Origin of the sequence: Neorhizobium huautlense, assembly GCF_030811685.1 — a bacterium.
Taxonomy (GTDB): Bacteria; Pseudomonadota; Alphaproteobacteria; order Rhizobiales; family Rhizobiaceae; genus Neorhizobium; species Neorhizobium huautlense_A.
The window spans coordinates 1-13154 of record NZ_JAUSRF010000036.1 but is presented as its reverse complement, the minus strand read 5'-3'; the positions used below and the strand labels follow the sequence as shown (position 1 = coordinate 13154).

The following is a 13154-nucleotide window of genomic DNA, read 5'->3' as shown; positions in this document are numbered from 1 at the left end:
GCCGCAAGATCAGCGGTTCAAGCCGGAGGTCTCTCAATCACTATGTAGAACGCGTCCAGTCCTCCACCGGAGGTGGAGGTTTACTTCTCTTATAAAGCAGAAGCCCGGTCGCGAGACCGGGCTTCTGTCGTTTTAACTCTGTCGATGACCGCCTCAGGCGACCCGCAACGATGCTTTGCTCGGAAGAAAGACCGTCAACAGGCCCAATGCCGGCAGGAAGGCGCAAACGACATAAACGAAGGTGATGCCGTGGGCATCCGCCAGAAGCCCCAGAACCGCGGCTGCAATGCCGCCCATGCCAAATGCGAAGCCGAAAAACACGCCGGCAATCATGCCGACACGCCCCGGCACCAGTTCCTGCGCCATGACGATGATGGCCGGGAAGGATGAGGCCATGATGAAACCGACGATGGCAGACAGAAGGATCGTCAGCGGCAGGTTGGCAAACGGCATGGCAAGCGTGAATGGCAACACGCCGAGGATTGAAAACCAGATCACCACCTTGGAACCGAACTTGTCGCCGATCGGACCACCAACCACGGTGCCGAGCGCCGTTGCACCGAGGAACACGAACAGCATCAACTGTGATTGCTGCACCGTCACGCCAAAACGATCGATCACGAAGAAGGTGTAATAGCTGCCTATGCTGGCCATGTAGATGTTCTTGGAGAAGGTCAGCAAGGCCAGAATGACCAGCGCAACGATGACGGTGTTGCGCGGCAGCGAATGGGCATGCACGACCTTTTTCTTGCCGGCATTGGCGGCCATATGCACCTTGTACCACGATGCCACACGGGCCAGCACGATGATACCGATGATGGCGGCAATGCAGAACCAGGCGACACTGCCCTGCCCGCGCGGCACGATGATGAAGGCGGCGAGCAACGGCCCGATGGCCGTGCCGAGATTGCCGCCGACCTGAAAGACCGACTGCGCAAAACCATAACGGCCACCGGAAGCCAGACGCGCGACACGCGATGATTCGGGATGAAAGATGGCCGAACCGATACCGACCAACGACGCCGCCAGAACCAGCATGTTGTAATCATGTGCCGTGGCCAGCAACACCAGACCGATCAGCGTGGACGCCATGCCGACCGGCAGTGAATAGGGATAAGGCTTTTTGTCGGTGACGATGCCGACGACCGGCTGCAACAGCGATGCGGTGCACTGGAAAGCCAGCGTCAGAATGCCGATCTGCCAGAAATCCAGCTGATAATCGGCCTTCAGCATCGGGTAGATGGCGGCGATCATCGACTGCATGATGTCGTTCAGCATGTGGCTGAAGCTGACGGCAAAGATGATCGGCAGCACAGTCACCTCGGCAGCGATTGCCGCCACAGGCTTGGAAGTCGCATCGGCCATTGAGTACTCCGCCGCGCAAGCGGTCGTCGTCTCGGATGGCCCTTGCTGCTGTTTATATTAGCGGCAAAAGTATCGGCGCTTACGATCCTTGTCCATGGCAGCAGGCCGGAAAATGGTACGGCTGGACATCCCCACAGACCTTAGACGGTTGTCGCCTGCCCCGTGGCAAAGACCGGCTCTGCTTTTGGGCGTCTTTCCGGAACCAGGTGCGTCAAGCCGGACGCCAGCGCGATGCATAAAAAGGCAAGCGGCACACCGGCAAGAGCATCCACGAGATAATGGCTTCCATGCGATACGGCCGACACCGCCATGCCGACATTCAAAAGCAGAACCGGATAGCGAATGGGCCGCACATTCCACGCAGCCCAGGCGCATAAGGCCGCCACAGCCGCGTGTACCGATGGGAAAGTTATAATGCCCGCAGCGTCGTTGATATCGAAAACGAAATTCGGATTACCCCGCACGCCATGAAATTGCTCCAGAAAGAAATAGCCGTAGAAGATGTTTATGTTTTCCAGGTCTTCCGGGCCCATGTGATTGTGCGGAAAGGCGCCTACAGCCGGAAACCATACAGCGACAATTGCCGCACAAAGCCCCACAAGCGCATAGGATGATATCATCCAATATGCACGCTGCGCCTGCCCCATGACGCTGAGCAGAACAGGAATCAGGAACAACTGAATAGTAAAAGACTGATAGGCAAGGTTCAGAAAGGCAGCCAGCCACGGAAGCCCGTCGACAACCCTCACGAAGGCGCGCCAGTCAAAGCCGATCGCGGCATCGAGATGGGCAAGTTTCGCATCCGCGAGCGGCAAGGAGGGCAGCATCGCCAGATATGTCGAAACCAGGATAGCGATGCTCAGCAGGGAGCCGACAAGCGCCGGTTCAACAATATTGTGCAGCTTTGGCATATTGCGCCACCGACAATAGACGCCGGCAAAGATGAGCGTACCGCCCAGCCATGCGATAAACGGCAATAATGTCTGGTAGTTGAGCCGCATTCCGATTGCGAACGCCAAACCATAAATAAGTGCATGCGTGGCAATCGCCAGCCAGATGAGAACCTGGCGCGCCCTGTAGAGATCGTTGGACATCCCACCCCCGTGTTTTGTCTCCCTCTACATGCCATCGAAATATTAAGGAGAGGATATCTTCAGCCCCGGCTTCACCGATAACGAACGACCCGGCTCTTTTCCTGTCGATTTGCCGATTTATGGGGTTCTCATAGGCCGCACTTTTGCCTATAAGCCGCGTCTAGCCAGAAATAATGTTATGCACGCGACCCGACCGGAGCCTCCCTGCCCCGTGCCGGCTTTTCGCGCAGAAAACAGCGGATAGAGACCATGCCAAAGCGCCAAGACATCAAATCGATCCTCATCATCGGCGCGGGTCCGATCGTTATCGGGCAGGCATGCGAGTTCGACTATTCCGGCACGCAGGCCTGCAAGGCGCTGCGCGAGGAAGGTTTCCGCGTCATCCTGGTCAACTCCAACCCGGCAACGATCATGACCGATCCGGGCCTTGCCGACGCAACCTATGTCGAGCCGATCACGCCGGAAGTCGTCGCCAAGATCATCGCCAAGGAACGCCCGGACGCGCTGCTGCCGACCATGGGCGGCCAGACGGCACTCAACACGGCGCTGTCGCTGAAGCGCATGGGCGTGCTCGACCGCTACAATGTCGAAATGATCGGTGCAAAGCCTGCCGCTATCGACATGGCCGAAGACCGCGCCCTGTTCCGCGAAGCCATGGCCCGCATCGGCCTCGAAACGCCGAAGTCGATGCTCGCCAACGCCACCGACATCAAGGATGCCGACCGCAAGGCGCATGAAGCCGAGCGCGCCAAGCTGCGCGAAACGCTTTCCGGCGCGGATCTCGACAAGGCGCTGGACGAGCTGGAAAACACCTGGAACCTCGGCGAGACCGACCGCAAGCAGCGTTACATGGCGCATGCCATGGCAATCGGCGCACAGGCGCTCGACGTCGTCGGCCTGCCGGCCATTATCCGCCCGTCGTTTACACTCGGCGGCACCGGCGGCGGCATTGCCTATAACCGTTCAGAATTCTTCGAGATCGTCGGCTCCGGCCTCGACGCCTCCCCGACCACCGAAGTGCTGATCGAAGAATCGGTTCTCGGCTGGAAGGAATACGAGATGGAAGTGGTCCGCGACACGGCGGACAACTGCATCATCATCTGCTCGATCGAAAACATCGACCCGATGGGCGTCCACACGGGCGATTCCATCACTGTCGCGCCGGCTTTGACGCTGACCGACAAGGAATACCAGATCATGCGTAACGCCTCGATCGCGGTTCTGCGCGAGATCGGCGTCGAGACCGGCGGCTCGAACGTGCAGTTCGCCGTCAACCCGAAGGACGGCCGCCTCGTCGTCATCGAAATGAACCCGCGCGTTTCGCGTTCGTCTGCTCTGGCATCGAAGGCCACTGGCTTCCCGATCGCCAAGGTCGCGGCCAAGCTCGCCATCGGCTACACGCTCGACGAACTGGAAAACGACATCACCGGCGGCGCGACACCTGCTTCGTTCGAACCATCGATCGACTATGTCGTCACAAAGATCCCGCGCTTTGCCTTCGAAAAATTCCCGGGCGCATCGCCGGTCCTGACCACCGCCATGAAGTCGGTCGGTGAAGTCATGGCCATCGGCCGCACCTTTGCCGAATCGCTGCAGAAGGCACTGCGCGGTCTCGAAACCGGCCTGACCGGTCTCGACGAGATCGAAATCCCCGGCATGGAAGAGGGCGAAGGCAACAAGAACGCCATTCGCGCCGCCATCGGCACACCGACGCCGGATCGCCTGCGTCAGGTCGCACAGGCGCTGCGCTTCGGCCTCACCGAGGAAGAAGTGCACGAAGCCTGCAAGATCGACCCGTGGTTCATCGCCCAGTTCAAGGCAATCGTCGATATGGAGGCCCGCATCCGCGAGCACGGCCTGCCGACCGATGCCGAAAACCTGCGCAAGCTGAAGGCCATGGGCTTCTCCGATGCCCGCCTTGCCTCGCTGACCTCGAAGCGTCCGAAGGAAGTGGCTGAACTGCGCAACACGCTCAACGTTCGCCCGGTCTTCAAGCGTATCGACACCTGCGCCGCCGAATTCGCTTCGCCGACCGCCTACATGTACTCGACCTACGAGACGCCTTTCGTCGGCGCCCTGCGCTCGGAAGCCGAAGTGTCGGACGCTAAGAAGGTCGTCATCCTCGGCGGTGGCCCGAACCGTATCGGCCAGGGCATCGAGTTCGATTATTGCTGCTGCCACGCCGCCTTCGCGCTGAAGGATGCCGGCTATGAAGCGATCATGATCAACTGCAACCCGGAAACCGTATCGACCGACTACGACACCTCCGACCGCCTGTATTTCGAACCGCTGACCGCTGAAGACGTCATCGAAATTCTGCGCGCGGAGCAGGAAAAGGGCGAAGTTGTCGGCGTTATCGTGCAGTTCGGCGGCCAGACCCCGCTGAAGCTCGCAGAAGCGCTGGAAAAGAACGGTATCCCGATCCTCGGCACCGCGCCCGACATGATCGATCTGGCCGAAGACCGCGACCGCTTCCAGAAGCTGTTGATGAAGCTCGACCTGACGCAGCCGAACAACGGCATCGCCTATTCGGTCGAACAGGCCCGCACTGTCGCCGGCGAGATCGGCTTCCCGCTGGTCGTTCGCCCGTCCTACGTTCTCGGCGGCCGCGCCATGCAGATCATTCATAACGAAGCGATGCTGCAGACCTACCTGCTCGACACCGTGCCGGAACTGGTGCCTGAAGACATCAAGCAGCGTTACCCGAACGACAAGACCGGCCAGATCAACACCCTGCTCGGCAAGAACCCGCTTCTGTTCGATAGCTATCTGTCCAACGCCATCGAAGTCGACGTCGATTGCCTCTGCGACGGCAAGGAAGTCTTCGTTGCCGGCATCATGGAGCATATCGAGGAAGCTGGCATTCACTCGGGCGATAGCGCCTGCTCGCTGCCGCCGCGCACGCTGTCTGCCGAAATGATCGACGAGCTGGAGCGGCAGGCAACGGCCATGGCCAAGGCCCTCAACGTCGTCGGTCTGATGAACGTCCAGTTCGCCATCAAGGACGAGACGGTCTACGTGCTGGAAGTCAACCCGCGCGCCTCGCGTACCGTACCGTTCGTCGCCAAGACGATCGGTGCGCCGATCGCCAAGATCGCCGCCCGCGCCATGGCCGGCGAACAGCTGGATGCAACCTTTGCGGCCTACGGCACCAAGCCGGATCCGCGCAACCTCAAGCACATCGCCGTCAAGGAAGCCGTGTTCCCATTCGCCCGCTTCCCGGGCGTCGATACGCTGCTCGGCCCGGAAATGCGCTCGACCGGTGAAGTCATCGGCCTAGACACCGATTTCGCGCTGGCCTTTGCCAAGAGCCAGCTCGGCGCCGGCGTCGAACTGCCGCGTGATGGCGCCGTCTTCGTATCCGTACGCGACAGCGACAAGACCCGTGTCCTGCCGGCCATCCGTATTCTGGTGGAAATCGGCTTCAAGGTTCTGGCGACCGGCGGCACTGCCCGCTTCCTCGCCGAACACGGCATCGAGGCGACCAAGATCAACAAGGTTCTGGAAGGCCGTCCGCATATCGAGGACGCCATCCGCAACCGTCAGGTCCAGCTGGTCATCAACACGACGGACAGCAACAAGGCGATCTCGGACTCGAAATCGCTGCGTCGCGCCACGCTGATGCAGAAAGTGCCTTACTACACGACCATGGCCGGCGCCGAAGCCGCTGCCATGGCGATCAAGGCACTCAAGGCCGGCAATCTGGAAGTTCGTCCGCTGCAGAGCTATTTCGCCTAAAGCAACGCGCCAATTCTAATTACAAAAATAAGGGCATGCTTAACAGGCATGTCCCATTTTTGTGTGATTGTAGCAGAGCGGCCTTTTTCAAGATCAGGCTTGCAGCACCGCCCATGTTCGTGGGCCAGCGATGCCATCAGGCACGAGGCCATGTCCCCTCTGAAATTCGCGCAAGATAGCTTCGGTTGCAGCGGTGAACACCCCCGTGCCGCTCTCGCCAATCTTGCTCTGAAGCAGGATCACATGCTCCCCGCGCGCACCTCGCCGCAACGTCGGACGATCGGCGCCATCTACCAACGGTATGCGGCTTGGAGCAGGCGCATTGCCGCTCATCACGGCAGCAACCTTAAAGCGAAAATCGTTCATATCGAAGCGGGGATCCGGTTTTCGTCCTGGCGGCAGTGCATATTCCTTGTGACCGCAGCACATGATCGCATCTTCACCGATCTTCTTCAGGATCGCCGCGACACACCGCACATAGGCATCCATCTGAACCTCGGGCCATGGATCGTTTCCGCCACCGGAATTTTCTGCCTCGATACCGATAAAGCTAGAATTTCCTGACGTTATTCCTTGCCAATTGCCCGCACCCGCATGGTTCGCCCGACCAGCGGCAACAACATAACACGTACCATCTCGACCCAATCCGAGTTGCGACAACGGCCCCGGCAAATCCGCCCGGCCCTCCGTGATGACCCGGAGACTGGGCATGTTGCCGGCTGCCGGTCCGGCTGTATGGTGGCACATGACCCCGCGCACCCGTGGCATATCTGCCCGCCCACGGCTTCGCCAGCCGGGAACTTCTGCCACTTTCAGATTGGCGTCCTCGAGGACTTCGACCAGCCAAGTTAATGAGAAAGTCATAGTACAACTCCCCCAACAGCCGCCGGCAAATCCCGGTCTTCTGTAACATGCCCTAAAAAATCAAGTTCACAGCCATCCATGTCGGCGGCCTCATCCACCGGCGTCACGATTACTTCGAGACAGCCGAACGCCTCTGGCAATTCCGTGTCCGCTGTCAGCTCATCTTTGCCGAGTTCCAGACCACACAGACAACCCTCCTCATGCTCCATATCGAGTCGATCGGCCATGACCTTCCCCCAATTTTGACAGCAGACAAAAATAACACATATTCACATAAAGACTACCATAAATTGCAATTATGACTGTGGCTGATCGGTGATTTTGACAATGTTCACGACATCCTCCCGAAACCGCGCCAGTTCCTCCAGCCGCCTGCCCTCATCCGGAATGCGCAGCAGATAGGATGGATGCACCGTCACGAACAGCGTTTGCGCTTCATCCATCACGATCGGTCGGCCGCGAACATCTTCCAGCTTGTCCTTGCGGTCGGTCAGCGAAAACAGAGCTGTCGCACCCATCGCCACGATCAGTTTCGGCTTCACCAGATCGATCTCGCGCGTCAGCCACCAGCGGCACTGCTGCACCTCACCCATGTTCGGGCGCTGATGGATACGCCGTTTGCCGCGCGGTTCGTATTTGAAGTGTTTGACCGCATTGGTGACGTAAAGCCTGCGCCGATCCAGACCGGCCAGCGACAGCGCCTCGTCAAACACTCGCCCCGCCGGCCCCACGAACGGGCGCCCCGCCAGATCCTCCTGATCGCCCGGCTGCTCGCCGACGATCATCACACGTGCATCGACCGGGCCTTCACCGAACACCGTTTGCGTGGCGCGGCAATGGAGATCGCAACGGCTGCAATGTCGCGCCTCCTGCCGCAGCGCATCGATCGTGCCGGCTTGCGCCATCGGTGTGGCAGGAGCACGTGCTGCCGCTTCCTGAAGCCGATGATGGAAGGCCAGGGGCTCACTCGCCTGCCTGCGCCCCATGTCGAGGACTTTTTCCTCTGCACCGGCAATCAGGCCCGGAATGAGATCTGCCTCGGGAAGGTTCTTCCAGTATTTCTTCGGCATCTCCGTCATCATCATCTTTACCTTCAACCGGGCGGGATTGAAGATGGAGGCGTAATAGGTGCGCCACAGTTCATCCGTCTCGTCGCGGATGTCAGGCTTCTGCGCGGGTTCGGCAGATGTGCGGAGACTGTCGCCATCCCAGGAGGCCGAGCCGTGCGGCGTGGCGATGATCCAGTCCATATCGTTGAACCGCCGCTGGAAAAACGGTGCTGCGCGCGCGACGATAAAATGATCCGGCTCGAACCATGCAAAAAAGCGCCGCCGTCCGGCCATGCCCGCCGGCAGCGGCAGTTCCTTGAAGCGCACGAAGGCGGTCATCTTGTGATAATCACGGCCCACGGATTTGTGCATGCGATGGGCCGCCACGACATCCGCATCCGATTTCACCTCCAGCAGATGCCGCTCGGACATCAGGCGAAACAGAAGACGGTAGAGCAACGCAAACCGGGCAGGATCGGAATGACATATGACAGCTGATGCGAGCCGGAGAAAACTTTGCGGCACCGACACCTGGACCGCCGCCGTTTCCGTCACCATCGGAGAGGCGTTTGCATTCGGCGCCAAAGCGGCGCCGGCATCGAACAGTCCCTGCTCCTCACTGCGAAGCCGCCAGTCGATATCCTTGGGTTCGATCCCTGCGACCAGAAAACGTCGCGCGGCATCGCGCCACTCGCCAAGATCGCCACGCCCCTCAAGGAAACAGGTTTCCGTCATAACAGGGAGAGCTGTTCCGGTTTCGGCATGAACATCGCGCGCAGATCGGTGCGATCGACCAGCCGGTGCGGTGTCCAGCCTTCCGCCGTGATGAAGGCCTGCACCTTTTTCAGGGAGACACCAAGCCGTGCGATATCCTCCAACCGCAAGCGCTTGAACCGGCGAGCGGAAAGGATGGATTTCACGGTCTTGGTGCCGAAACCCGGCACGCGCAGCAGCGTTTCCTTGTCGGCGCGGTTCACATCAACCGGAAATTTCTCACGATGCCCGAGCGCCCAGGCCAGTTTCGGGTCGAGATCGAGATCCAGCATGCCATCCGGCCGCGAAGAGGTGATCTCGCCGATATCGAACCCGTAAAACCGATAGAGCCAATCCGCCTGATAAAGCCGGTGTTCGCGCATCAGCGGCGGCTTGATCAGCGGCAGGTTTTTCGAGGAATCCGGGATCGGACTGAAGGCCGAATAATAAACGCGCTTGAGGCCGTAACTTCCATAAAGCCGCGCGCTGGTACCGAGGATAGTCGCGTCATCGGCGGCATCGGCCCCCACGATCATCTGCGTGCTCTGCCCGGCCGGCGCAAATTTCTGCCGGCGTTTGGTCTGCAGCGTCGGCTCCGCCATCTCTTCGATCTTCAGGCGCAGATTGCCCATCGAGCGGCGAATATTGTCCGGCCGCTTTTCCGGCGCGAATTTGCCGATACCGGCATCCGTCGGCAGCTCGATATTGATCGACAGACGATCCGCATAAAGCCCCGCTTCCTCGATCAGTTGAGGCGAGGCTTCCGGAATGGACTTCAGGTGAATGTAACCGCGAAAATTATGGATGGTACGCAGTTCGCGGGCAATCCGCACCATTTCCTCCATTGTATGATCGGAGGAGCGGATGATGCCGGAGGAAAGGAACAGTCCCTCGATATAATTGCGCCGATAAAATTCCAGCGTCAGCCATATGACTTCCTCGACGGTAAACCGCGCCCGCTCGACATTGCTGGATGAGCGGTTGATGCAATAGGCGCAGTCATAGATGCAGAAATTGGTCATCAGGATTTTCAGCAGCGAAATGCAGCGGCCATCCGGCGCATAGGAATGGCAGATGCCGGACCCTTCCGTCGAACCCAGCCCGCCGGATCCCGACGAATCTCTTTTCACCGTTCCGCTCGACGCACAGGAAGCGTCATATTTGGCCGCATCGGAAAGAATGGCGAGACGTTCTTTGAGTGACTTCTTCATCAGAATGTTCACTATATGTTCTGCGTCTTATTGTCAAGAAACCCTGCAAAAGCAATCCTCCCCCTGTGAAACTGCCGCGGAACACACTATCTCTGTTTTTATTGGAATTTGCCGTCAGATTTCTGTTATACTGACGCAAATAATGATTTTCGGACGGTTCCGGAGTTTTGCTCCGGGACCTCTTTCTTTTTGTGTCCGCGGATGGCGGGCACGGGGTCGAGGACTAGGAAATGGTTGAAAAGGTACCGATGACGCCGAACGGTTTCACGAAGCTTCAGGAGGAGCTTCGCTGGCGTCAACAGGAAGAACGTCCGCGTATCATCGAGGCGATTGCCGAAGCGCGCGCCCATGGCGACCTTTCGGAAAATGCCGAATACCACGCTGCCAAGGAAGCCCAGAGCCATAACGAGGGCCGGGTCACGGAACTCGAGGACCTGACGGCCCGCGCGGAGGTCATCGACCTGTCGAAAATGTCCGGCTCGACCATCAAGTTCGGCGCGACCGTCAAGCTGGTGGATGAAGACACGGACGAGGAAAAGACCTACCAGATCGTCGGCGACCAGGAAGCCGATGTGAAGCAGGGCCGCATTTCGATCTCCTCGCCCATCGCCCGCGCAATGATCGGCAAGGAAGCCGGCGATTCGATCGAAGTCGTAGCCCCCGGCGGCTCCAAGGCTTACGAAATCCTCGCAGTCACCTGGGGCTGATCAGCCCCAGCGTTTGCCGCCGGAGACTTTTATTGTGCCGCTGACTGATATTAGCAAGGTGCGGGTGATTGCCCCCAACTTCAAGCGGCGCCTTTCCGGCGTGACATCGACGATCATCCAGCTCCTGCCGGTGCAGAACCGGCAGGGCCAGCAGGTGGCCTCGCTTGGCCTCGGCCTTCCCGCCACCCTGCCCTTCATCCGTTTTCGCGATCTCGTGCATCTGTGGTCGGCGCCCGAAGGGGCTCCGGTGCGCATCTGGCATGCCCGCCGCAACATCGAGATGCTGCCGGCGATCATCCTGCGCGACGTGTTGCGGATGAAGATCCGCATCGTCTTCACCTCGGCCTCCCAGCGCAAACATACCGGCTGGACCAAATGGCTGATTTCGAAGATGGACGCGGTCATCGCCACCAGCGCGAAAACCTCGGCCTATCTGGACGTGCCCAGCACCGTCGTGCTGCACGGCATCGACACGCAACGTTTTTCCCCGGCCAAAGACAAGGCGGCCGCAAAACGCGCCTGCGGCCTTCCTGAGACGGCAAAAATTGTCGGCTGTTTTGGCCGCGTTCGCCACCAGAAGGGCACGGATCTGTTTGTCGACAGCATGATCCGCCTTCTGCCGGACCAGCCGAACTGGATCGCCATCATCGCCGGCCGCGCGACGGCTAAACATGTCGCCTTTGAAAACGAGCTAAAGGCGCGCGTGGCGCAAGTGGGCCTTGTCGACCGTATCCTGTTTGTCGGCGAACACACCAATATCAACGACTGGTACCGCGCACTCGACCTATTCATCGCGCCACAGCGCTGGGAAGGTTTTGGGCTGACCCCACTCGAGGCGATGGCATCAGCCGTGCCGGTGGTGGCCACCGATGTCGGCGCCTTTTCGGAACTGGTGGTGACGGGCGAGAACGAAACCGGCGAAATCATCGCCCGCGACGATCTCGACGCCATGGTGATGTCGGCATCGGCATTCATCGACAATGAACCACGCCGCTTGGCCGCCGCAGAACACGCGCTTGCCCATGCCGGGCAGAATTTCAGCATCGAGGGTGAGGCGCAGGCGCTGGGGAATCTGTATAATCGAACCTGCGGCCACTAGAACAATTTACCGGCATCCGCGAATGGCTTAGGGAGAGTGAGGCACTCAACCATACCGATAAGCGAAGCACGCCATGTCCAGAGCTGAAAAACAACTGAAGATTTACGTGGCGGCCCTGACGCGCAAGCGGCCCGAGATGCTCGATGACCTTCTGGCCTCCTGGGCGGCTATGGATATCCCGTCATTATGCTCGATCACCTACCTGATCGTTGAGAACGACAGCGATACGCCTGCACTTCCCGTCGTGGATCGCCACCGAAAAAACTTCATTCAAAGCGACCTTCGTTATGTGCAGGAGCCTGAACTCGGCATCCCGTTTGGTCGCAACCGCGCGGCACGCGAAGCGATAGAAGATGGCGCTGACCTGCTTCTGTTTGTCGACGACGACGAAGTGACTGCCAAGGACTGGCTAAAGCGCATGCTGGACGGTTATCGCAAGAGCAATGCCATGCTTCTCGGCGCACCCTTGCGCGCCCGTCGCCCGAAGGAAGCACTCAGCTACATGCAGTCGAAGATGTACGAGAACATCGAGGCCCGCTACAGGCAGAAGGAAGAACGCGCAAAGAGGCGCACGACGTTGAACAGCACCAATCGGGTGACAATCGTGACCAACAACTGGTTGGCCGATCTGGCCATCTTCAGAGATCACAATATCTGGTTCGATCAGGAAATGCGCTTCACCGGCGGCACCGATTCCAAGCTTTATGCTGAAATACGCAAGGCAGAGCTGCCGACAGGCTGGGTGGACGACGCTTTTGTATATGAAACCATCCCCCCGGAAAGACTGAGTTTTTGGTACCAACTCAAAAGAGCGATGGACCAGTCGAATACGAATTTGCGGAGGAAAGGAAATAGTAAAATTCGAAACTCGGCATCAGCCATTGCTGGATCAACACTGAAAATCCCCGTATTCATTTTGCTGATCGCGGCAACTATAATTACAAACGGAAAAACTTTACTGTCTCTTGCAAGAAATACAGGGTGGATCGCAGGAAGAATAAGCTACCTGATCGGCTACAGGTCCAAACTTTATGCGAATACAACAGGATTTTAAAAGACCCGTTAAGCCAATCCATCTGGAGCGAAAGACGAAATGATAACTCCTGAAAACATGCTTATCTGCGTATTTTCATACAACGTGGGGAGTACCTTGCATAATTGCATAGATTCAATATTGAGTGACCTGCCACTGAAGTTTCATCCGGCTGCGATTAGAGCCTTGGCGTTTTTTGATAAGCCAAATGGCGTGGTGGGAGCAACCAGCGGAAACGTGA

11 protein-coding genes are annotated in these 13154 nt (G+C 58.7%); 5 read left to right on the top strand and 6 right to left on the bottom strand.

Translation table 11 applies throughout. The features are described from left to right. Positions 1 to 153: 153 nt before the first annotated feature. Entirely contained in the window at positions 154 to 1365 is a 1212-nt protein-coding gene (locus J2T09_RS27280; RefSeq protein ID WP_306840233.1) for an MFS transporter, read from the bottom strand. 140 nt (positions 1366 to 1505) lie between these two features. Continuing rightward, positions 1506 to 2459, bottom strand: coding sequence for a phosphatase PAP2 family protein (locus J2T09_RS27275; RefSeq protein WP_306840232.1), 954 nt, complete (start codon positions 2457 to 2459; stop codon positions 1506 to 1508). A gap of 249 nt (positions 2460 to 2708) precedes the next feature. On the opposite strand from J2T09_RS27275, the gene carB reads away from it, so the two are divergent. Continuing rightward, positions 2709 to 6197: a carbamoyl-phosphate synthase large subunit gene (gene carB, locus J2T09_RS27270; protein WP_306840231.1), complete on the top strand. Its 3489-nt coding sequence runs from the start codon at positions 2709 to 2711 to the stop codon at positions 6195 to 6197. Between the two features lie 93 nt (positions 6198 to 6290). Here carB and J2T09_RS27265 read toward each other — a convergent pair whose 3' ends face one another. The 4 genes from J2T09_RS27265 to J2T09_RS27250 all read right to left on the bottom strand — a co-directional run bounded on the left by J2T09_RS27265 (position 6291) and on the right by J2T09_RS27250 (position 10074). Beyond that, a complete protein-coding gene (locus J2T09_RS27265) occupies positions 6291 to 7061 on the bottom strand; it encodes a peptidoglycan recognition protein family protein (RefSeq protein ID WP_306840230.1) in 771 nt (256 codons plus the stop codon). Further along, a complete protein-coding gene (locus J2T09_RS27260; RefSeq protein WP_306840229.1) occupies positions 7058 to 7288 on the bottom strand; it encodes a hypothetical protein in 231 nt (76 codons plus the stop codon). Before J2T09_RS27260 ends, J2T09_RS27265 begins: the two co-directional genes overlap by 4 nt. Positions 7289 to 7357: 69 nt before the next feature. Continuing rightward, entirely contained in the window at positions 7358 to 8845 is a 1488-nt protein-coding gene (locus J2T09_RS27255) for a UdgX family uracil-DNA binding protein (protein WP_306840228.1), read from the bottom strand. Further along, positions 8842 to 10074, bottom strand: coding sequence for a putative DNA modification/repair radical SAM protein (locus tag J2T09_RS27250; protein WP_306840227.1), 1233 nt, complete (start codon positions 10072 to 10074; stop codon positions 8842 to 8844). Before J2T09_RS27250 ends, J2T09_RS27255 begins: the two co-directional genes overlap by 4 nt. A gap of 230 nt (positions 10075 to 10304) precedes the next feature. On the opposite strand from J2T09_RS27250, the gene greA reads away from it, so the two are divergent. The 4 genes from greA to J2T09_RS27230 all read left to right on the top strand — a co-directional run. Continuing rightward, positions 10305 to 10781 carry a transcription elongation factor GreA gene (gene greA / locus J2T09_RS27245; RefSeq protein ID WP_153359599.1) on the top strand — a complete coding sequence of 159 codons (477 nt, stop codon included), beginning with the start codon at positions 10305 to 10307 and terminating at the stop codon, positions 10779 to 10781. A 40-nt stretch (positions 10782 to 10821) separates the two neighbouring features. Further along, the gene (locus J2T09_RS27240; protein WP_306840234.1) at positions 10822 to 11880 is read left to right on the top strand and encodes a glycosyltransferase family 4 protein; all 1059 of its coding nucleotides are present in this window, start codon (positions 10822 to 10824) and stop codon (positions 11878 to 11880) included. A 73-nt stretch (positions 11881 to 11953) separates the two neighbouring features. Further along, complete coding sequence (locus J2T09_RS27235) at positions 11954 to 12934, top strand: glycosyltransferase (RefSeq protein WP_306840226.1); 981 nt, start codon at positions 11954 to 11956, stop codon at positions 12932 to 12934. A 39-nt stretch (positions 12935 to 12973) separates the two neighbouring features. Further along, positions 12974 to 13154: hypothetical protein (locus J2T09_RS27230; protein ID WP_306840225.1), on the top strand; the 181-nt coding region annotated here is incomplete at its 3' end.